Source organism: Enterovibrio sp. FF113 (assembly GCF_041439165.1).
GTDB lineage: Bacteria > Pseudomonadota > Gammaproteobacteria > Enterobacterales > Vibrionaceae > Enterovibrio > Enterovibrio norvegicus_A.
The window spans coordinates 38150-60231 of the sequence record NZ_JBGONO010000012.1 but is presented as its reverse complement, the minus strand read 5'-3'; the positions used below and the strand labels follow the sequence as shown (position 1 = coordinate 60231).

The 22082-nt window shown below is 48.3% G+C and carries 19 protein-coding genes; 10 read left to right on the top strand and 9 right to left on the bottom strand.

Features of this window, described 5'->3' with window-relative positions; translation table 11 throughout:
* From murC to lpxC, 5 genes are all read left to right on the top strand, one after another.
* Positions 1-1464, top strand: a complete 1464-nt coding sequence (gene murC / locus ACED36_RS11330; protein ID WP_016960748.1) for a UDP-N-acetylmuramate--L-alanine ligase — start codon at positions 1-3, stop codon at positions 1462-1464.
* A 207-nt stretch (positions 1465-1671) separates the two neighbouring features.
* Positions 1672-2442 (top strand): cell division protein FtsQ/DivIB, encoded by a 771-nt coding sequence (locus ACED36_RS11325; protein ID WP_016960747.1) that lies wholly within the window; start codon positions 1672-1674, stop codon positions 2440-2442.
* Positions 2443-2459: 17 nt separating this feature from the next.
* Positions 2460-3716 carry a cell division protein FtsA gene (gene ftsA, locus ACED36_RS11320; RefSeq protein ID WP_016960746.1) on the top strand — a complete coding sequence of 419 codons (1257 nt, stop codon included), beginning with the start codon at positions 2460-2462 and terminating at the stop codon, positions 3714-3716.
* Between the two features lie 33 nt (positions 3717-3749).
* The gene (gene ftsZ / locus ACED36_RS11315) at positions 3750-4928 is read left to right on the top strand and encodes a cell division protein FtsZ (protein ID WP_371733282.1); all 1179 of its coding nucleotides are present in this window, start codon (positions 3750-3752) and stop codon (positions 4926-4928) included.
* A 118-nt stretch (positions 4929-5046) separates the two neighbouring features.
* A complete protein-coding gene (lpxC, locus tag ACED36_RS11310; RefSeq protein WP_016960744.1) occupies positions 5047-5964 on the top strand; it encodes a UDP-3-O-acyl-N-acetylglucosamine deacetylase in 918 nt (305 codons plus the stop codon).
* Between the two features lie 126 nt (positions 5965-6090).
* Here lpxC and ACED36_RS11305 read toward each other — a convergent pair whose 3' ends face one another.
* Positions 6091-6561: a DUF721 domain-containing protein gene (locus ACED36_RS11305; RefSeq protein WP_016960743.1), complete on the bottom strand. Its 471-nt coding sequence runs from the start codon at positions 6559-6561 to the stop codon at positions 6091-6093.
* A 459-nt stretch (positions 6562-7020) separates the two neighbouring features.
* On the opposite strand from ACED36_RS11305, the gene secA reads away from it, so the two are divergent.
* Positions 7021-9741 carry a preprotein translocase subunit SecA gene (secA, locus tag ACED36_RS11300; RefSeq protein ID WP_017005082.1) on the top strand — a complete coding sequence of 907 codons (2721 nt, stop codon included), beginning with the start codon at positions 7021-7023 and terminating at the stop codon, positions 9739-9741.
* A gap of 85 nt (positions 9742-9826) precedes the next feature.
* On the top strand, positions 9827-10231 hold the full coding sequence (gene mutT, locus ACED36_RS11295; RefSeq protein WP_371733281.1) for an 8-oxo-dGTP diphosphatase MutT: 405 nt from the start codon (positions 9827-9829) through the stop codon (positions 10229-10231).
* Between the two features lie 93 nt (positions 10232-10324).
* Here the strand turns inward: mutT and yacG are convergent, their stop codons facing one another.
* The 8 genes from yacG to nadC all read right to left on the bottom strand — a co-directional run bounded on the left by yacG (position 10325) and on the right by nadC (position 17455).
* Entirely contained in the window at positions 10325-10522 is a 198-nt protein-coding gene (yacG, locus tag ACED36_RS11290) for a DNA gyrase inhibitor YacG (protein WP_016960739.1), read from the bottom strand.
* A 24-nt stretch (positions 10523-10546) separates the two neighbouring features.
* Positions 10547-11287 (bottom strand): cell division protein ZapD, encoded by a 741-nt coding sequence (gene zapD, locus ACED36_RS11285; protein WP_371733280.1) that lies wholly within the window; start codon positions 11285-11287, stop codon positions 10547-10549.
* Positions 11280-11900 (bottom strand): dephospho-CoA kinase, encoded by a 621-nt coding sequence (coaE, locus tag ACED36_RS11280; RefSeq protein WP_016960737.1) that lies wholly within the window; start codon positions 11898-11900, stop codon positions 11280-11282. Before coaE ends, zapD begins: the two co-directional genes overlap by 8 nt.
* Complete coding sequence (locus ACED36_RS11275; RefSeq protein WP_371733279.1) at positions 11901-12773, bottom strand: A24 family peptidase; 873 nt, start codon at positions 12771-12773, stop codon at positions 11901-11903.
* A 139-nt stretch (positions 12774-12912) separates the two neighbouring features.
* Complete coding sequence (locus ACED36_RS11270) at positions 12913-14136, bottom strand: type II secretion system F family protein (protein ID WP_371733278.1); 1224 nt, start codon at positions 14134-14136, stop codon at positions 12913-12915.
* 11 nt (positions 14137-14147) lie between these two features.
* Positions 14148-15842, bottom strand: coding sequence for a type IV-A pilus assembly ATPase PilB (gene pilB / locus ACED36_RS11265; RefSeq protein ID WP_371733277.1), 1695 nt, complete (start codon positions 15840-15842; stop codon positions 14148-14150).
* Between the two features lie 21 nt (positions 15843-15863).
* Positions 15864-16322, bottom strand: a complete 459-nt coding sequence (locus tag ACED36_RS11260; protein ID WP_371733276.1) for a pilin — start codon at positions 16320-16322, stop codon at positions 15864-15866.
* A gap of 227 nt (positions 16323-16549) precedes the next feature.
* Entirely contained in the window at positions 16550-17455 is a 906-nt protein-coding gene (nadC, locus tag ACED36_RS11255) for a carboxylating nicotinate-nucleotide diphosphorylase (protein WP_017007207.1), read from the bottom strand.
* Between the two features lie 195 nt (positions 17456-17650).
* On the opposite strand from nadC, the gene ampD reads away from it, so the two are divergent.
* From ampD to aceE, 3 genes are all read left to right on the top strand, one after another.
* Positions 17651-18193 (top strand): 1,6-anhydro-N-acetylmuramyl-L-alanine amidase AmpD, encoded by a 543-nt coding sequence (gene ampD / locus ACED36_RS11250; protein ID WP_029486525.1) that lies wholly within the window; start codon positions 17651-17653, stop codon positions 18191-18193.
* 311 nt (positions 18194-18504) lie between these two features.
* On the top strand, positions 18505-19278 hold the full coding sequence (gene pdhR / locus ACED36_RS11245; protein WP_016960730.1) for a pyruvate dehydrogenase complex transcriptional repressor PdhR: 774 nt from the start codon (positions 18505-18507) through the stop codon (positions 19276-19278).
* A gap of 128 nt (positions 19279-19406) precedes the next feature.
* Complete coding sequence (gene aceE, locus ACED36_RS11240; protein WP_016960729.1) at positions 19407-22070, top strand: pyruvate dehydrogenase (acetyl-transferring), homodimeric type; 2664 nt, start codon at positions 19407-19409, stop codon at positions 22068-22070.
* The last annotated feature ends 12 nt before the right edge of the window (positions 22071-22082 follow it).

The window sequence follows — 22082 nt, the reverse complement described above, 5'->3', positions numbered from 1 at the left end:
ATGGGCAAGTTTGATAGTCATCAGTTAGAAAAAATCCGAACCATGGTGCCAGAAATGCGCCGTGTAAAACGCATTCACTTTGTCGGTATTGGCGGCGCTGGAATGTGTGGTATCGCCGAAGTGTTATTAAATGAAGGCTATGAAGTATCGGGTTCTGATTTGTCAGAAAACCCGGTGACTCAGCGCCTTGTGAGTAAAGGTGCGACGGTCTTTTTCGGTCACGCTGAAAGCAATGTGGACGGCGCTAGCGTGGTGGTAGTGTCTACCGCCATTCAGCAAGATAACCCGGAACTGGTTGCGGCAAAAGCGGCACGTATTCCCGTGGTTCGCCGTGCAGAAATGCTGGCTGAACTCATGCGTTATCGCCATGGCATTGCAGTGGCTGGTACGCACGGAAAGACCACCACCACAGCACTAACCACGCTGATTTATCAAGAGGCAGGCCTTGACCCAACATTTGTGAATGGTGGGTTAGTCAAAAGTGCTGGCACCAATGCGCGTTTAGGTTGTAGCCGCTACTTGATTGCTGAAGCTGACGAAAGTGATGCCTCCTTCCTGCATTTGCAGCCGATGGTCGCGATTGTGACAAACATCGAAGCGGATCACATGGACACCTATGGTGGTGATTTTGAAGTCTTAAAGCAGACCTTCATTGATTTTCTGCACCAGTTGCCGTTTTACGGACAGGCGGTGATGTGCATTGACGATCCTGTGGTGCGAGACGTGATACCGTCCATTGGACGCCAAGTGATCACGTACGGCTTTTCTGATGATGCTGATGTGAAGTTGGAGAACTATCGTCAAGAAGGCCAAAAGGGCATTTTCACGATTTTGCGTAAAGACAAACCTGCGCTGAATATTGAGCTGAATATTCCTGGACGCCACAATGCACTCAATGCCGCAGCAGCGGTTGCTGTCGCGACTGAAGATGGCGTGGAAGACGATGCGATTTGGCGTGCGTTAGTGAATTTTGAAGGCACAGGTCGCCGCTTCGACCAATTGGGCTTGTTCCCTGTGGACGATGGCGAAGTATTGCTGGTGGATGATTACGGTCATCACCCGAGTGAAGTTGATGTGACCATTCAGGCTGCACGAGCAGGCTGGCCAGATAACCGTCTGGTAATGGTATTCCAACCGCATCGATATAGCCGTACACGCGATTTGTATGATGACTTTGCCAATGTACTAGAGAATGTCGATGTGCTGCTGATGTTGGATGTATATTCAGCGGGTGAAGCACCTATCGCAGGCGCAGACGGGCGTAGCCTTTGTCGTACTCTTCGTGGTCGTGGGAAAATCGATCCAATCTTTGTTCCTGACGTGGACTCATTACCTGCCGCGTTAGCAGCTGTGCTGCAAGCGGGAGATTTGGTTTTGACCCAAGGTGCGGGCGATGTTGGCAAAGTAGCTAAAAAACTGGCTGAATTGAAACTTGATAAAAAAGCGTTGAGCAAAGAGAAATAAGTGTAATGTGAGGCGTTGCAGAGCCGAGAAAAGAGTTGTGTCTAACTTTTAACCTGATTTTGCGTGTTTTGCATGTATTTGATCTCAGCTTTATCACTTATGCGTCAACAAGGCTTGGTGACCTGTCAAACTGACCGTTATAATCCGGTCGACTTTGTACGCAACAAAGCGACAGGTTGCCCAAGAGAGGCGAGGCAATAGCCTGATATGACTAATGTGACCGCGAATGACATACCGGCTCAACCTTCAATGTTAAAAGCGCATTGGGGGGGGCTGGTGTTTTTGGTATTTGTCATTCTTGCGATTCTTTGGTTATTGCTCCGTGTTCTGACGTGGATGGGTGACGAAAAGCAGTTGCCGTTGTCCCAGATAGTTGTACAAGGTGAATTGGCACACTTGTCGACCCTTGAAGTGCGAAATGCGGTGCTTCAGATTGGTCCATTAAACAGCTTTATGCTGCAAGATGTGGATGATATCCACGGTGCGATTTCAGTTTTGCCTTGGGTCGCCAATGTGGCGGTTCGAAAGCAATGGCCAGATACCATTAAAGTGGATGTGACTGAATACCAGCCTGAAGCAGTCTGGAATGGGTCGCAGCTACTGGATGTTGGTGGTATTGCGTTCAGCGCAAGCCCCGATGATGTTAAAGAGAGAGGCTTAGTCTCTTTGCATGGGCCCGAGGGCAGCGAAAAGGAAGTGTTGGCAGCATGGCGTGAAATGCGTGACATTCTGCTACCAACAAAGCTTCACATCACGGCACTGGCGCTAAATGAACGTCGTTCATGGCGAATCGTCACTCGAGGCGGCGTCCGTATCGAGTTAGGGCGAGAGTCGAGAAATGAGAGATTACATCGCTTTGTGGACTTGTTTGATGACATGAACGCAACAGGGCGAAATATTCAATACGTAGATTTGCGCTATGACACGGGTGCTGCCGTGGGTTGGAAAGCCCCTGATGAAGCACCCAGTGAAGAGTAAGCCTAAGAGTAAATGGAATGAAGCAAGCAACTGACAGACCGCTGATTGTTGGATTAGACATTGGGACATCAAAAGTCTCTGTGTTAGTCAGTGAGATATTGCCTGACGGTGCTGTCAATATACTGGGCGTGGGTACAACACCGTCTCAGGGTATGGATAAAGGCGGCGTGAACGACCTGGAATCTGTAGTAAAATCGGTTGAACGTGCAGTCAATGGCGCAGAAATGATGTCTGACTGTAAAATTCGCTCCGTGTTTTTGTCACTGTCAGGAAAACATATCCATTGCTTAACAGAGCGTGGAATGGGCACGATTTCTGACGAAGAAGTGACTCAAGATGACGTGGAAATGGTTATCCATACCGCGAAGTCTGTAAAAATTAGTGATGAGCAGCGCGTGCTGCATGTGATCCCGCAAGAATACAAAATCGATTATCAAGAAGGGATCAAAAACCCAGTTGGATTATCGGGTGTGCGCATGGAAGCCAGCGTGCATCTTATTACCTGCCACAGCGACACAGCACGCAACATTGAAAAAGCGGTTGAGCGTTGTGGCCTGAAAGTCGATCAGTTGATTTTCTCCGGTTTGGCGGCAAGCCACGCGGTGATCACCGCTGATGAAAGAGAATTAGGCGTTTGCGTCGTCGATATTGGCGGCGGAACCATGGACATTGCAGTATGGACAGGTGGTGCGTTGCGACATGCAGCGGTGATCCCATACGCAGGTAATGTAATCACCAGTGACATTGCTTATGCATTCGGTACGCCCTTAAGTGACGCTGAGAAAATCAAAGTGAAGCATGGGTGTGCTTTAGGTGAGCTGGTGAACAAAGATGCCAAGGTCAATGTACCGAGCGTCGGTGGGCGTCCTTCGCGAAGCCTACAGCGTCAAACATTGGCTGAAGTCATTGAGCCACGTTGCAGTGAATTGCTGGGGTTGGTGCAGCAAGAATTGGAGCGTGTTCAGGAGCGTTTACGCGCGCAGGGTGTGAAGCATCAATTGGCCGCAGGTATTGTCCTGACTGGCGGTGCTGCGCAAATGCAAGGATTGGTGGAGTGCGCAGAACGCGTATTCCAAAACCAAGTCCGCGTGGGCCTTCCTTCTGGCGTGACGGGTTTGACGGATTACGTCAATGCCCCTTATCACGCTACCGCGGTGGGTCTGCTGCACTATGGCAAAGACAACCTATTGAACGAAACGAGCGAGCCAGAGCCTAAACGTACTGTATCAGGAATGTTCAGTAAGTTTAGTGGCTGGCTCAAGAAAGAATTTTGAACCTGATGCGAACAGGAATGACGGAGAGAACACATGTTTGAACCGATGATGGAAATGTCCAATGATGCGGTAATTAAAGTCGTTGGTGTTGGCGGCGGCGGTGGTAATGCAGTCGAGCACATGGTGCGTGAGTCAATTGAAGGGGTGGAGTTCATCACCATCAATACGGACGCTCAGGCGCTTCGTAAGACGGCAGTTAGCACGGTAATTCAAATTGGCGGCGATATCACAAAAGGCTTAGGTGCGGGTGCAAATCCACAAGTAGGTCGTGAGTCAGCGCTTGAAGATCGTGAAGCGATTAAAGCTGAGCTCGAAGGTGCCGATATGGTATTTATCGCAGCGGGAATGGGCGGTGGTACAGGTACAGGTGCTGCTCCGGTTATCGCTGAAATCGCAAAAGAGCTGGGTATTCTTACCGTAGCCGTTGTGACTAAGCCATTTAGCTTTGAAGGTAAGAAGCGTCTTGCGTTTGCTGAGCAGGGAATTGAAGAGCTATCTAAGCACGTCGATTCACTGATCACCATCCCGAATGAGAAGCTACTGAAAGTATTGGGTCGTGGAATTACACTACTTGATGCTTTTGCAAAAGCGAACGATGTGCTGCGAAATGCAGTCCAAGGTATTGCTGAGTTAATCACGCGTCCTGGCTTGATCAACGTCGACTTTGCGGATGTACGTACCGTGATGTCGGAAATGGGTCATGCCATGATGGGTAGTGGGATTGCAACCGGTGAAAACCGTGCAGAAGAAGCCGCTGAAATGGCGATTTCTAGCCCACTACTAGAAGACATCGATTTGGCTGGAGCACGAGGTGTTCTTGTAAATATTACAGCTGGATTCGATATGCGACTGGATGAATTCGAAACTGTAGGCAACACTGTTAAGGCTTTTGCCTCAGATAATGCCACTGTGGTTATCGGTTCGTCGATGGATCCTGATATGAGTGATGAGCTTCGAGTGACCGTTGTTGCTACTGGCATCGGTAACGAGCGTAAGCCTGATATCACTTTGGTTCCGGGTACACAAAAACCAGCGCCAGTGGAAAATAAGGCACAACCTTTGCAAGAAAAGACGAAGGTGGCAACGAATGTCCAAAGCGGACATGCAGTCGAATCATCTGTTCAAACACAGACAACGAACGTTGCACCTAAGCCTAAGCAAGAACAAGACTATCTGGATATCCCTGCGTTTTTACGTAAGCAAGCGGATTAATCAGCCAGTGCTTGGTTTGTGTACAGCAGCATGATATTATGCTGCCCGTTTTGTCTCGTTGTGACACTGTAATGAGTGACATGGGGCGCAAAAAGAGATTTTCAGTTGGGAATGACAGATGATTAGACAGCGAACATTAAAGACTATTGTTCAAACGACAGGAGTGGGTTTGCACTCTGGACGTAAGGTCACGTTGATCCTGCGCCCAGCTGCAGCTAACACTGGCGTTATCTATCGTCGTACTGACTTGAATCCTCCTGTGGATTTCCCGGCGGATCCAGCTTCAGTGCGCGATACAATGCTGTGTACTGCACTGGTTAACGACGATGGTGTTCGTATTTCTACTGTTGAGCATCTTAATGCTGCATTGGCAGGTATGGGTATCGACAACGTTATCGTTGAAGTAGACGCACCAGAGATTCCAATTATGGATGGCAGCGCAAGCCCATTCATATATTTGCTGCAATCAGCGGGTATTGAAACCCTTAATGCACCAAAACGCTTTGTGCGCATTAAGAAGCCTGTTCGCATCGAAGATGGCGATAAATGGGCTGAGTTGTTACCGTATGACGGTTTCCGCTTAGACTTCGCCATTGATTTCAATCACCCAGCGATTGAATCAGAGCAGCAAAGCCTGGTGATGGATTTTTCTTCACAAGCGTTTATCAAAGACATTAGCCGAGCACGAACCTTTGGTTTCATGCGCGATATCGAATACCTCCAGTCACGTAATCTGTGTCTTGGTGGTAGTTTCGACTGTGCCATTGTCCTTGATGATTACCGCATCCTGAATGAAGACGGCCTGCGTTTTGACAATGAACTCGTCAAACACAAAGTACTGGACGCCATTGGCGACCTTTACATGTGTGGTCATAACATCATTGGTGAAATGCGTGCGTTTAAGTCAGGCCATGCGTTGAATAATCAGCTACTTCGCGCAGTACTTGCAGACCAAGAAGCTTGGGAATGGGCGACATTTGAAAACGAGCAGACTCTGCCCGTCAGATTTGCAGAACCCGGTATGGTTCTGGCCTAAGAAAATCAAGAATACAAAAAAACCGGAGTGATTCACTCCGGTTTTTTTATGTCCGTATAACCCTATTCGTCGTACTTGCACACAGGGTAGGAGCCCTAGGCGGCAGGGCAACAGTCGTCAATTGTATTATTTGTGCCTATTTCGCTCTGCTAATTCTGCAATAGCTTCTAGCTTCTTTCTCACGTTGTCAGGTGCGCTTTGAGCAATGGCTTTCAGGTATTCAGCCGCAGCCGGACTGACTGTTCGCCACTCTTTCGCTTTCTCAACTTTTTCCGCTTCTGCACGTTCACGTCTTGCCAGTTCAGGGTTAACCTTGATTTCGATAGTCATGAGCGAGGGTAAAGTGCCACGGCGAAGCGCTGACATCAGCGTATGGCGGTCATAATTGAGCCTAGTCGCCCAAGACGACGAGCCACATTCCAACACTAAAATCCCATCACGATAGTTTGCCACTCGGCAATGCTCTGCAGAGGCTGGGGGCAATAGCGCTTTCACTTGCTGGCTGAGTTGCGACAACACCATCGCACGCTGGCGTACTTGTCCCGTCAGGCCATTTTCCAGTAAATCTTGTGCCGCTTTGGGTCTGTGGTCTCTCATAATCAATTCGCTGTGGTCGCACTGCTTCAAAGAGTAACAGGGCTTTAGGGTTCCGGCCATGCTTGTTGTAGATAACTGAGTAACAGCCTTCCACGTAAGAGAAGAAAAAACGCACCAAGATTGAACATAAAATGCACTAACTTGGTTCTAGTGAATGAACAGGTTCTAATTTTTACTATCTAACTTGATGCGACCCGCATTACAGGTGGGATGCACCGCAGTTATGGCTTATTATAAATAGCCTTAGTGCTAACCTAGCTTTATTAATTGAATCATTGCCCTTGAAAACATCATTTTAAGGCACAAGATCAATGCTACGAAAAGAACCATGCTTTTTAATCATCGCTAATTCTTCTGAAAAGAATTTTGGGCAGAGGGACATGCTGACTTTCTCTGCCGTGCAGTATCCAGGCTTTGGCCCCGACGCTAAAGCGACAAAATGAGAGAAACGGCAAAGCCATGTTATCGAAATTAATCACAAAAGTAATCGGAAGCCGCAATGACCGTACACTGCGTCGCCTTCGCAAAGTCGTAAATGAAATCAACAATCTAGAGCCTCAATTTGAAGCCCTCACCGATGACGATCTGAAAGCGAAAACCGCTGAATATCGCCAACGTATCGAGCAAGGTGAATCGCTAGATTTGATCCTCCCAGAAGCGTTTGCAACGGTGCGCGAAGCATCAAAGCGTGTATTCGGTATGCGCCACTTCGACGTACAGCTGATTGGCGGCATGGTGCTGAACAATGGCCAAATTGCTGAAATGCGTACCGGTGAAGGTAAAACCCTGACTGCGACCTTGCCTGCCTATTTGCATGCGTTGACAGGTAAAGGCGTTCACATTGTTACCGTGAATGACTACCTGGCCAAGCGTGATGCGGAAACCAACCGTGCCCTGTTTGAGTTCCTTGATATGACGGTGGGTGTGAATGTGCCAAATATGGCACCACCTGAGAAAAAAGCCGCTTACCTTGCAGACATTCTTTATGGAACAAACAACGAGTTTGGTTTCGATTACCTGCGTGACAACATGGCCTTCCGTCCAGAAGATCGCGTTCAGCGTGAGCGTTACTTTGCCGTGGTGGATGAAGTCGACTCCATCTTGATCGATGAAGCGCGTACACCGCTGATTATTTCTGGTCCTGCGGAAGACAGCTCTGAGATGTATGCGCGTATTAATACGTTGATCCCACAGCTGATCCGTCAGGAAAAAGAAGACAGTGAAGAGTATCGCGGAGAAGGCCACTTCACCGTTGATGAAAAATCTAAGCAAGCTCACCTGACAGAAAATGGTCAAGAGTTTGTTGAAGATATGCTGAAGAAAAATGAATTGATGGACGAGAACGATACCCTGTACTCGCCTGCTAATATTTCATTGCTTCACCATATCAATGCCGCATTACGTGCCCATGTACTGTTTGAGAAAGACGTCGATTACATCGTTAAAGACGACGAAGTTATCATCGTTGATGAGCACACTGGACGTACGATGCCGGGTCGTCGTTGGTCTGAAGGTCTTCATCAAGCCATTGAGGCAAAAGAAGGCGTTAAGATTCAGAACGAAAACCAAACACTGGCGTCGATCACTTTCCAGAACTTCTTCCGTTTGTACGACAAACTGTCAGGCATGACCGGTACGGCTGATACCGAAGCGTTCGAGTTCCAATCCATTTATGGTTTGGACACCGTCGTTATTCCGACCAATAAACCCATGGTTCGTGATGACATGGCGGATCAGGTTTACATGACTGAACGCGAAAAATTCGACGCTATCATTGAAGACATCAAAACTCGCAGCGCCAATGGCCAGCCTAGCCTGGTGGGTACTGTGTCGATTGAGAAATCTGAACTGCTGTCAGAAGCACTGAAAAAAGCCGGTGTAAAACACGCAGTATTGAACGCGAAGTTCCACGCTCACGAAGCGGATATTGTTGCAGATGCGGGTTCGCCAGGTGCGGTTACCATCGCAACCAACATGGCGGGTCGTGGTACGGATATTGTGTTAGGTGGTAGTTGGCAATCAGATATTGCCAAGCTGGAAAACCCGACTGAGCAGCAAATTGCGGATATCAAAGCCAAATGGCGTGAAACGCACGAAGCAGTAAAAGCATCAGGTGGCCTGCACATCATCGGTACAGAGCGTCATGAGTCTCGCCGTATTGATAACCAGCTACGTGGTCGTTCTGGTCGTCAGGGTGATCCGGGTTCTAGCCGTTTCTATCTGTCTATGGAAGATTCACTGATGCGTATTTTCGCGTCTGAGCGTGTATCTAACATGATGAAGAAGCTCGGTATGGAAGAAGGCGAAGCTATTGAGCACCCATGGGTGAACAAAGCGATCGAAAACGCACAACGTAAAGTTGAAGGCCGCAACTTCGATATTCGTAAACAGCTTCTTGAGTTTGATGACGTAGCCAATGACCAACGTAAAGTGGTTTATGAGCTGCGTGACGAACTGATGAACAGCACCGACATCAGCGAGATGATTGAACACAACCGCGAGGATGTGTTGGGTGATGTGGTTGATCAGTACATTCCACCACAATCTCTGGCAGAAATGTGGGATGTTGAAGGTCTTGAAACGCGCCTTAAGGCAGACTTTGATGCTGACTTACCGTTGCGCGAGTGGTTGGAAAATGACGACAAGTTGTATGAAGAGCAGCTACGTGAGCGCATTCTAAGTACGATTATCGACGTCTATCAATCGAAAGAAGGTACTGTGGGCGCCGAAACCCTACGTAACTTTGAAAAAGCCGTGATGCTGCAAACGCTGGACACGCTTTGGAAAGAGCATCTAGCGGCGATGGATCATCTACGTCAAGGTATCCATCTTCGTGGCTACGCACAGAAAAACCCGAAACAGGAATACAAGCGTGAATCGTTTGAGCTGTTTGAAGGCATGCTTGACTCACTGAAGTCTGATGTCGTGATGACGCTAAGTCGCGTGCGTGTACAGCAGCCAGAAGAAGTTGACCGTATGGAAGAGCAGCGTCGTGCACAAGCGGAAGAAGCAGCACGTCGCCAGCAAATGAGCCATGAGGAAGCGGGAAGCCAACTGGAAGACAATCAAGATCCAGCGTCTGAAACGGTGGTTCGTGATGGTCGTAAGGTCGGTCGCAACGATCCTTGCCCTTGTGGTTCAGGTAAAAAATTCAAACAATGCCACGGTAAGATGAGCTAAGAAAATTAGCGAATCAAAGGGCATCAACAACGAAACACAAAAGGCCGCTAAGCGGCCTTTTTTATGGGACGAGAGCGCGTCAAACATGGATAAGAAACGAATACACATCGCCGCAGGGATCATCCTCAATCCTGATTACAGTCAGATCTTCATTACCCAGCGCCCAGCGAAAGCACACAAAGGTGGGTTTTGGGAATTTGCTGGAGGGCAAGTCGAGCATGGGGAAACGGCAGAACAAGCAGTGATCCGAGAGCTTGAAGAAGAGGTTGGAATTACTGCGACCGTCGTAGAAGCGTTTATGTCGATGACACATGACTACCCTGACAAAGCGCTGACGTTTGATTTCTTTCTTATCAAAGTTTTTGATGGCGTGCCGTATGGCAAGGAGGGACAACCTGGACAGTGGGTTGAGATCTTAGCGCTTTCTGGGTTTGAATTTCCAGAAGCGAACAGCCCTGTGTTGGCAAAGATACAAGAGATGTTTGCTTAGGCTAGCATTGAGATTAACGAGGAACGAGTAAAAGCGCTAACGTTGGATATTGTCGCCCTGATGACTCGAACCTCGTGTTCTCGTCATTTGGCTCTATTGATTTTCCGACCAGCCATCGCTGTCGGACATATCTGGCGCGCCCGCAATGCGTTTTTCTTCTTCAGCCCATTCACCGAGGTCAATAAGCTGGCAGCGCTTGCTGCAAAATGGCCTAAAAGGACTCACTTCGCCCCAAACAACCGGTATTCCACATTGTGGGCATTTTACGACGATGGGTTTTTCTTGGTTCACGGAAACCTCATTTCTTCTAACTGATCAGCACACCGCTATCGAGAGTGTCATTTTCTCGGCAATAGCTTGGTTTTCATCAAACGGCATGAAGCGTATAGCAAACCGAGATTTATGACCAGACACCAAAGGGTATGCATTGTAATCGGGGGAGATTCTCATGCGCAACAAACTCGCGCCGTCGACCTCTTGTTGATAAAAACCATTGCTCACTGTGCGGGGCTGCATGGTGGCACCACCACGTGTGAGTTGCAGCCAAAATGTCAGCGCATTTTCTAACGGATGAAGTGTGTCGCACCAAGTCTTTGCATCTGATTGACGATGTGCCAATGGTAGGTTGAGCCAATGATGCAGCGAAGGCAAATCAAAACTGCAGGTGCCGCCTGGGATCGAGAAACGCTGACGAATAGAAGAAAGAAACTTGTCTTCTCTTAACGTTTGCCCCAACCGAGGAGATTGCAGCAAGGTTTTTTGTAACTGACGACTTTCGTGCAACAGGCTATTTAGCTGCTCAGTATCAACATTGGGCACATTGAGCCATGCTTCCAGCTTGGATCGCTGCTTTTCGAGATCTTTCGCCAGATCGCCTTTCACTTGCACTTGTTCAAGGATCTCCGCTAAATCAAATAAGCTTTTAAAGAAAACCCGCCATTGCGAATCCTCAGTTAGCGTTGCAGATTGGGTGATTTGATTTAGCAAATACTCGAGCCGCAGATAAACGCGAACCTGCTCAGTCAAAGGGTGCTCGTAAAGGGTATCGCTACTCATGTTGATTCTCAGTATCGTGTCCGGCTAATGTGAGGTAGTGCAGATGCAAGGTGTCAATCTGACCGTTGAGTTCTTCTTGCGTGCACTCGTTTACGATAACGTCATCAGCAAGGGCAAGTCTATCCTCACGCGTCGCTTGAGCCGCCAAAATGCGTTTAACCTGCTCATTTGAGACGCTGTCTCTTCGTGATGCACGTTCAACTTGTGTTTGCTCTGACACATCCACTACCAAAACGCGGTCACACAAGCTTTGAAGTCCATTCTCAACGAGAAGAGGGATCACGAGTAAACAATATGGCGAACGTGCTTGAGTCGTCTGGCGAATCATTTCTTGGCGGATCTTTGGGTGAAGCAGATTATTGAGCCAATCTTTGTCTTCAGGATGTGAAAATACGTGCTCACGCAGCGCAGCGCGATCCAGCGTGCCGTCTGCGGATAGCATCGAGTCACCAAACTTTGCAGCAATAGCGCTTAGCCCTTCCGAGCCAGGCTCGACGACTTGACGCGCGATCACATCGGCATCAATGACCTCAATGCGTTTATCGGCAAACAGGTTTGCTACTGTGGTTTTTCCGCTACCAATGCCGCCCGTGACGCCAACAACAAAAGCCATCTAATAACCCAAATATGACGTTAAATACCAATCAATGATGTTATTGCCCCACAGCAGACTAATCCAGCCTGCAATGGCAAGGTATGGTCCAAACGAGAACGGGGTCTCTTTCCCCGTGCCTTTTATACGCATCAAGATGATACCAATGATTGCGCCCGCAAACGACGCAATGAGGATCACCATAGGGAGCGGTTGCCAGCCAAGCCAAGCGCCAAGTGCGGCAAGTAATTTGAAATCACCGTATCCCATGCCTTCTTTGCCAGTCAGCAATTTAAACAATTGGAACACGCTCCAAAGCGACAGATAGCCTGCCATGGCACCAATCACCGCATCTTGCAGTGAAACCGGCGATATACCCATCACCGCCAGTAGAATACCCGCCCACATTAGAGGCAGAGTCATTTGATCGGGCAGCAGCATGGTATCGATATCGATAAAGCACAGAGCGACCAACACAAACGTCGCAGCAATCACGGCGAGAGACCAATAAGAGCCCGGCAGGAAATACGCCGTGGTGCCCACAAGCAGTGCGGTCAGCAATTCCACAAAGGGGTAGCGAATGCTAATCGGAGTTTTGCAGTGTCGGCACTTACCACCAAGGATCAGCCAGCTCAATACGGGAACGTTATCCATCGCTTTAACGGGCGCTTGGCAAGAAGGGCAATGCGAACGGGGGAGGCTGAGGTTAAATACGCCCATATCTTTAGGTGCAGGCATCTCGCTTGGAAAACACTCATGACAATCAGTACGCCATTGCGCTTCCATCATTTTTGGAAAGCGATAAATCACGACGTTGAGAAAGCTGCCTACGATAAGCCCAAACACAGACGCGAGAAATACATACAGACTCGGAGAGTCGAACAGCCAATTCATGTTGAAATCCAGTGTAAGTTGATGGGGACATGATAACGGGTTGTTTGGCTCGCCTCTATCCTCTTATTAACTGAATTTAAACATCTATCGAATACTCAGAGTATTTAGGTGAAATAAGAGAACAGAAGGCTAGGAGTGTCTACCCCATGACGCTCATCAGATCGAACATGGGCAAATACATCGCCACCACCAAGGATCCGATTAATACGCCAAGCAGCACAATAATCATAGGCTCGAGGATTTTCCCCAAGTTATCGACCGTGTTATCGACATCGGCTTCATACAGCCCCGCGACCTTGTTCAACATGTCATCCAATGCGCCGGACTCTTCGCCGATCATCACCATTTGGATCATCATGTCAGGAAATGCGTCAGTTTCTCGGATGGCACGATGCAAAGGACGCCCGCCAGAAGTCTGCTTATGAACGTCTTCAATCACCTGTTTGAAGTAGGTGTTATTGGCCGTTTTCCCTGCTGCCGACAAACCATTGAGTAGTGGGATACCGGCACTGAACGTGGTGGCGAGTGTGCGCGTAAAACGTGAGAGGGTGGCTTTTGTGAGTACGTCGCCAAGAATAGGGATGCGCAGGGAAAATCGACTGGCTTTGAGGCGAAAAGCGTAACTCTTTTGATAGCTGGTTTTGAACGCCAATGCCGCCAGTATGATTCCAATCAGCATGTACACGCCATAATCATGGATAGCATCAGACACACCGAGAACTTTTTGCGTAAACCAAGGCAACTCGGCGTTGAACGACGAGAAGATGTCTTTAAAGGTTGGGATAACAAATAACAGCATACCGATGGTCACCAATATGGCAATGGAGCAGACAATACCGGGGTAAATCATCGCCTTGATGACTTTGGATCGGGTATCCTCACTCTTTTCACGATACACGCAGATGCGCGCAAATATTTGTTCTAAACGACCCGTTTGCTCACCCGTTGCCACCAGATCGCAGTAGAACTGATCAAACAGCGTTGAGCTTGACTTCATTGCCTGCGATAACGAGGAACCTGCCTCAATATGGCTATAAATTTGGCCAATGATCAGCTTCATTTCAGCCTTCTTTGATCCTGTTTTCAGTAGTTGCAGGGTTTCTCCCAGTGGCACACCCGCTTCTAACATGGTGGCCATTTGTCGCGTAAATAGCGTGATATCTTTAGCATTGGCGGTGTTGCGGCGCTTTACCCATGAAGACGGCGAGCGACGCTTGATTTTGATGATGCGAACCCGCTGCTCGGTTAATGAATTCCGGGCATCTTGTTCATTGTAAGCAAGTAATTGGCCTTTGACTTTGGCGCCTTTGGCGGTCGTGCCGCGCCACTGGAATGCATAAAGCTTGCGGGGTTTTGAGGCCATGGTAATTCCCTTTACAGACTAATAACGCGTTGAAGTTCTGCGAGGCTGGTGATGCCTTGATTGAGTTTTTCAATACCGGAAAGCGAGAGCGTGAGCATGCCATTATTGAGGGCAATACTTTCAAGTTGCAAAGCCGATGCGCCGTTACCAATGGCTTCAGATAGCGTGCGATCGATACGCATCACCTCGTAAATGCCGACTCGGCCAATATAGCCATTATTGCAATGGTCACACCCTTCAAGATTCGCTTGATAAACATGGCTCAACATTAAGCTGGGGTAGAGCGGCGCCAAAACGGTCAGTTGATGATCATCGACCTCGTGAGGCACTTTACAGTGTTGGCATAAACGTCGCGCCAGACGCTGGGCGATGATCAATGTCAGTGATGCCGCGAGGTTATAAGGTGCGACCCCCATGTTCGCTAGGCGGGTAATGCTTTCTGCTGCAGAGTTAGTGTGTAGTGTCGATAACACCAAGTGTCCGGTTTGTGCGGCCTTGATGCCAATTTCAGCGGTTTCAAGATCGCGCATCTCACCGACCATCACCACGTCAGGATCTTGTCGTAAAAAAGCACGAAGCGCCGTGGCGAAATCGAGCTTGATGTCGTTATTAATATTGACCTGATTGATGCCGGGTAAGTTGATCTCCACCGGATCTTCCGCAGTAGAAATGTTGCGCTCGGCGGTGTTGAGGTATTTGAGCCCTGTGTACAGCGACACGGTTTTGCCACTGCCGGTTGGGCCAGTCATTAAGATCAGACCTTGCGGCTTATCTAGTGCTGTCAGGTAATCTTGTTTTTGTTTTTCGCTATAACCTAGCGAATCAATATCCAGTGCCACACTGCCGCCATCCAATATTCGTAGCACCACTTTTTCGCCAAACAAAGTCGGCAAAGTGGAAACACGCATGTCGATAGATTTACCGTCTGCCAAGGTCAGCTTAATGCGCCCATCTTGCGGCAAGCGGCGCTCAGCAATATTGAGCTTGGCGAGGATTTTCAAACGAGTCGAAAGGCGACGTGAAATGCCCACAGGCGGCGTGCCGTGAGTTTGCAATATGCCGTCTAAACGAAAACGAATTTGGTAGCGCTGCTCAAACGGTTCGAAATGAATATCAGAGGCTTGCTTGCGCACCGCATCCATTAACACTTGCTGAATATAACGGCTAACGGGGGCTTCGTCGGTGACCAGTTCATCGGAATTCGCATCGTCATCAAATTGAGCAAGGTCTGCGAGCTCAGAATCACTAACAGATTTTGAATCGGCTTGGCCTGATGCTATCTGCTTGCCATAAAGTTTGCGAATTGCGCCCACCAGTTGTTGGTGGTCTACCAGAACCGGTTTAATTTGGAGGCCAGTGGTAAAGCGGAAGTCGTCTTGGGCTTCGAGGTTGCTAGGGTCGCTAATAGCCAGTTGTAACTGATTGTTCTCGATTTCAAGCGGTAACGCCTGATGCCGCAGTATTAGATCAGGATTATTAATCTTCTCGGCGGTAAATGTAAAAGGGTAGTCTGAAATTGACTTGATTGGCTCGTCAAAAAGCACAGACACAATTTGAGCAAGCTCTATACCAGAAAAGTAGTTGTTCGCAATTAGCTCAGCAGGCACAGACGAAGACGACTGTGCCACTTGCTGTTCGATAATTTCCAACCGCTCCTTGTCAAGGTAATTTGCCTTATGAAGGATAGAAATCAGGTGCGAAGACATTTGATATTGTCTTTATATTTGTTACGCGCCTGGGGGTGGGGTTGGGGTTGGGGTTGGGGTTGTCTCATCTAAAGGACAGCCTTTAAGTTTGACGTCTGTTACTTTACTGAGGCAGCTCCAAAGCCCTGTTGTAGTATTCATTGTCATCACCAGTGTTTCATCCGTAGGAATCGAACTGCTGTTTGAGCTAAAAGTAAATGTGATTGTTTGGGCCTCCACTGCGGTCGAAAGAGCTCCTAGTTTATTCATATCAGCAGCAGCACCAATTTCACTTAATTTATCTGTAGCAGGAAATGAACCAGTGTCGGCAACATAGGTTGTAATATTCGTTTGTAGAGACCTCAAAGTAGCTAAACCTGCAGCAGCCTCTGATTTGAGCGCATATTTTTGGTATGCAGGTAGTGCAATTGCTGATAAAACCCCAATTACTGTTACCACAATCATCAGCTCAATTAAGCTAAAACCTTTTTGTTTTCTCATGCCTTTTCTCTCCATTTTTATGTGCAGCAAAGTGCTGTTGTGGAGTCACGATACGGCGGATAAAAATAGGAAAACAGCGGATAAAAAGGGAATTTCGAGGAGTAAGGTGTCTTTTATGTAACTAAGTTGCAATGTAATGTTACATGCGTGATGAGGGAGAGGTAATGCAGACTTAATGTCTGCATTATTAATAAATTAAAGTGTCTGTGGTTTGTTATGTTGGGCGTCTATTTGAGACGCATTGACAGATCCATCGCGCGAATGTGCTTCGTCAATGCACCCACAGAAATGTAATCCACGCCGGTTTCTGCAAACTCTCGAAGGGTATCTAAGGTCACGTTGCCGGACACCTCTAACGCGATGCGACCTTGGTTCAGTGTCACGGCTTCACGCATCATGTCTGTGGTGAAGTTATCCAGCATCACAATGTCTGCGCCTGCATCAATGGCTTGTTGCAGCTCTTCTAAGCTTTCGGTTTCCACTTCAACCGGTTTGCCGGGGTTGAGCGCTTTGGCAGTAGTGACTGCACCTTGAATGCCACCACAAGCAATGATGTGGTTCTCTTTAATAAGGTACGCGTCGTAAACGCCGATACGGTGATTAAAACCGCCACCACAGGTCACGGCATATTTCAGCGCATTGCGCAGGCCGGGAATGGTTTTGCGGGTATCCAGCAAGCGAGTTTTGGTGCCAGCCAGTTTTTCAACATAACGTGCGGTTTCTGTTGCGCAGCCAGATAGGGTTTGAATGAAGTTCATGGCGTTGCGCTCACCCGTGAGCAGGGCGCGGGCTGGGCCGCTTAATTCACACAGCACTTGGTTAGGTTCAACCTTGTCGCCATCATCTACTTTCCACGTGATGCTGACTTCGCCGCCTAACTGGCGAAAAACTTCATCAGCAAATGCTCGACCACAAAATACGCCGTGTTCGCGGGTAATAATGGTCGCGGTAGAGTGAGTGCTGGCAGGGATCAAGCTGGCAGTGATGTCGTGCGTTGCATCAACGCTGCCGCCCAAGTCTTCTTTTAACGTATCGGTGACACAACGAACAATGTCGTCATGCAGGTGTTCTTTGAGGTAGGCCAATCGGGTTTGGCTATCATGAACGCGTGACGCGTTAGCTTGTTCTGACATGGTGGTTCCATCACTGATAAATACAGAATATAGACAGGCAAAGCCTGAACGTGTTGCGTGCAAGTTTACCTGTGAGGGAATGAGATTGCGAGGCATGCATTTTTTGAAATCAACCGGTTTAATTGCTAGGGATTTGGTGTGAATACGCTAAAATACAAAGCACTTGTTTACACGGATGAAACACAGAATCATTTCATGCTGACGATTACCCACCACCTTTTGGATAGCGCTTCCTATCTACCCTCCCCACACTGCAACGACAGGCCAGTTTCTGACGATGTGTCATTGCTTGTGGTGCACAACATTAGCTTGCCGCCCGGCGAGTTTGGTGGGCCTTACATTGAGCAATTTTTCCAAGGTGAACTAACCTGTAACACGCATCCGTATTTTGATGAAATTCGTAATATGAAAGTCTCTGCACATTGCTTGATCAAGCGAGATGGCAGCGTGGTGCAATTTGTTCCGTTTAATCGACGAGCTTGGCATGCCGGCGTATCCGTGTTTGAAGGGCGAGAGCAATGCAATGATTTCTCCATTGGCATTGAGCTTGAAGGGACTGACGACCTGCCGTACACCGATGTGCAATATCAAACACTCGGGAATGTTGCCGCTGCGGTAATGCACCATTATCCCGCGATTACACAACAACGTATCACAGGGCATCAAGATATCGCGCCGGGAAGGAAAACGGATCCAGGTCGGTCATTTAACTGGAAGACGTTTCGTGATCACTTATAAAAAATTAAAAACAGCCTAATAGCGTAACGCTGTGTTGACGAGACTGCGTCTTAAATGAAACCACAGTGAAATCGCTAGTCTATTTTCATTGGCTTGACCAAATAAATTGGTCTGACCATTGCGAGTTTGTTGATTAATTGCCATCCCGAGTCTAATTGTAATTTCTATGACGCAAATCAAGTTTACGGTGGACACTTAAGCCGCATTCTGGTAACTTTTTACCTGTTTTGTAATTGGTCTTACCAATTGACAATGTCGGTAAATGGGAAAGGACGCGCAGGCACTCCGGCGCCAAATAACGAAGAAGAACGATGGCTATACAACGGATTCGTCAACCCAAACTGTCAGATGTTATAGAGAAAGAGCTTGAAAGCCTGATTCTAGAAGGAACGCTATCGCCGGGGCAGAAATTGCCACCAGAGCGAGAGTTAGCGAAACAATTTGATGTTTCACGCCCTTCTGTTCGAGAAGCCATTCAGCGATTAGAAGCTAAAAAGCTACTGACTCGGAAACAAGGTGGTGGCACATTTGTCAGCGAGCGATTGTGGCAGAGATTTTCTGAGCCGCTGATTGATTTGCTCGCAGAGCACCCAGAAAGCCAATTGGATTTACTGGAGTCTCGGCACGCTCTAGAGGGGGTTTCCTCTTATTTTGCGGCATTACGAGGCACAGAAGAAGATTTAACGCGAGTGTGTCATTGTCACGATAACATTCGCGAAGCTCAGCAACTCGGTGATATCAAAGCCGAAGCCGCTGCGGTTATGCAATACCTTATCGCGGTGACAGAAGCGTCACACAACGTGGTATTGCTGCACATTATGCGCAGCTTGGCGCCGTTGCTAGAGCACAACATTTTACAGAATTTTGAACTGCTGAATCGACGTGAAGATGTCGTTGATAAAGTCAGTAAACACAGAGCAAACATTGTGCAAGCGATCACAGCTGGCGAACCAGAAAAAGCCCGTCAGGCATCGCATGCGCATTTAGCATTTATAGAAGAAACCCTGTTGGATCTGGGCAGGGAAGAAAGCCGCCGTGAGCGCTCTCTTCGCCGGATTCAACAACGCAAGGACGAGTCGGAATAGCGCGTCCTGAGAGCTTTGTCAGTGTATGTGTCCAATAGGACAACGCCGAAGTAGCTGTCAGGATGCGTTTTTTCAGCTGCGATAACATTAGTTTTGTACGAGTCAATCAACGAAAGGATAGAATCGCCATGTCTGAAGTCATGAAAAATGACGTGGACGCACTTGAAACTCAAGAGTGGTTAGAAGCTCTTGCATCAGTCGTTCGTGAAGAAGGTGTAGAACGTGCCCAGTTCCTACTTGAGCAAGTTATGGAAAAGGCACGCCTTGATGGTGTTGATATGCCAACAGGCATCACCACCAACTATGTGAATACCATCCCTGCGGATAAAGAACCAGCATATCCAGGTGACGTAAACCTGGAGCGTCGTATTCGTTCTATCATTCGTTGGAACGCGATCATGATCGTGTTGCGTGCATCGAAAAAAGACTTGGATCTTGGCGGCCACATGGCGTCTTACCAGTCTGCATCTGCATTCTACGAAGTATGTTTTAACCATTTCTTCCGTGCACCTAACGAGGTGGATGGTGGTGATTTGGTTTACTACCAAGGTCACATCTCTCCGGGTATTTACTCTCGCGCGTTTGTTGAAGGCCGCTTGACTGAAGAGCAGCTGGATAACTTCCGTCAAGAAGTTGATGGCAAGGGTATTCCTTCTTACCCGCACCCGAAACTGATGCCTGAGTTCTGGCAGTTCCCGACCGTTTCTATGGGTCTGGGTCCTATTTCTGCTATCTACCAAGCGCGCTTCCTGAAGTATCTTGAAGGCCGTGGCTTGAAAGAAACTGGCGCTCAACGCGTTTACGCATTCTTGGGTGACGGCGAGATGGATGAGCCAGAATCACGTGGCGCGATTTCATTCGCTTCTCGTGAAAAACTGGGCAACCTATGCTTCCTGATCAACTGTAACTTGCAGCGTCTTGACGGCCCAGTCATGGGTAACGGCAAGATCATCCAAGAGCTTGAAGGCCTATTTAAAGGCGCTGGCTGGAACGTTATCAAGGTTGTTTGGGGCAGCGGTTGGGACAAACTGCTGGCGAAAGACACCACTGGTAAACTGCTTCAGTTGATGAACGAAACCATCGATGGTGACTACCAGACGTTTAAGTCTAAAGATGGCGCGTACGTTCGTGCGAACTTCTTCGGTAAATACCCAGAGACGTTGGCATTGGTTGCAGACATGACTGACGAAGAGATCTTCGCGCTGAAGCGTGGTGGTCATGAGCCGTCTAAGTTATTTGCCGCATTCAAAAATGCTGAGCAAACCACTGATCGTCCAACCGTTATCCTAGCGAAAACCGTTAAAGGTTACGGCATGGGTGAAGCGGCAGAAGGCAAAAACATTGCACACGGCGTGAAGAAAATGGACATGACGCATGTTCAACACCTTCGCGATCGTCTGGGCCTGCAAGAGCTTGTGTCTGATGAAGACATGAAAGCACTTCCTTACTTGAAGTTGGAAGAAGGTTCAGCAGAGTACGAATACATGCATGCACGTCGTAACGCGCTGCACGGTTATACGCCTAAGCGTTTGCCTAAGTTCTCTGAAGCACTTGTTATTCCAGAAGTGGAAGAGTTCAAACCACTGCTTGATGAGCAGAAGCGTGACATCTCTACCACCATGGCGTTTGTTCGTACCCTGAACATCCTCCTGAAAAACAAAGGTATTGGTAAGAACATCGTTCCTATCATTGCCGACGAAGCACGTACTTTCGGTATGGAAGGTCTGTTCCGTCAAATTGGTATTTACTGTCCACATGGGCAGAACTATACGCCTGAAGATCGCAGCGTCGTTTCTTACTACAAAGAAGCAACCTCTGGTCAGGTTCTGCAAGAAGGTATCAACGAACTGGGCGCCATGTCTTCATGGGTCGCTGCAGCAACTTCTTATAGCACCAATGATTTGCCAATGATCCCGTTCTACATCTACTACTCAATGTTCGGCTTCCAACGTGTTGGCGACATGGCGTGGATGGCAGGCGACCAACAAGCACGTGGCTTCCTTCTGGGTGCAACGGCAGGTCGTACTACCTTGAACGGTGAAGGTTTGCAGCACGAAGATGGTCACAGCCACATTCAGGCGAACACCATCCCTAACTGTATCTCTTACGATCCAACGTTCGCGTACGAGCTAGCGGTGATCATGCAAGACGGTATCCGTCGCATGTACGGTCCAGAACAAGAAAACGTGTTCTACTACCTGACGCTGATGAACGAGAACTATGCAATGCCAGGCATGCCAGAAGGCGCTGAAGAAGGCATTCGTAAAGGTATTTACAAGCTTGAGTCTTATGCTGGTGCAAACAAAGTTCAATTGATGAGCTCGGGCACAATCATGAACGAAGTGCGTAAAGCCGCGCAGATCCTGAGCGATGACTACGGTGTAGCGTCTGACATTTACTCTGTTACCTCATTCAATGAGCTAACGCGTGAAGGTCAAGATGCAGAGCGCTTCAACATGTTGAACCCAACCGCAGAGCAAAAAGTGCCATACATCACGCAAGTGATGGGGTCTGAGCCAGCGATTGCAGCAACGGATTACATGAAAAACTACGCAGAACAAGTGCGTGCGTTCATGCCTTCTGAGTCTTTCAAAGTGCTGGGTACGGATGGCTTCGGTCGTTCAGACAGCCGTGAAAACTTGCGCCGTCACTTCGAAGTTAACGCAGGCTACGTTGTTGTTGCTGCGCTGACTGAACTGGCTAAGCGTGGTGATATTGAAAAATCTGTGGTTGCTGAAGCGATTACAAAGTTCGATATCGACACTCAGAAAGTGAACCCACTGTACGCGTAAGAGGCATATATC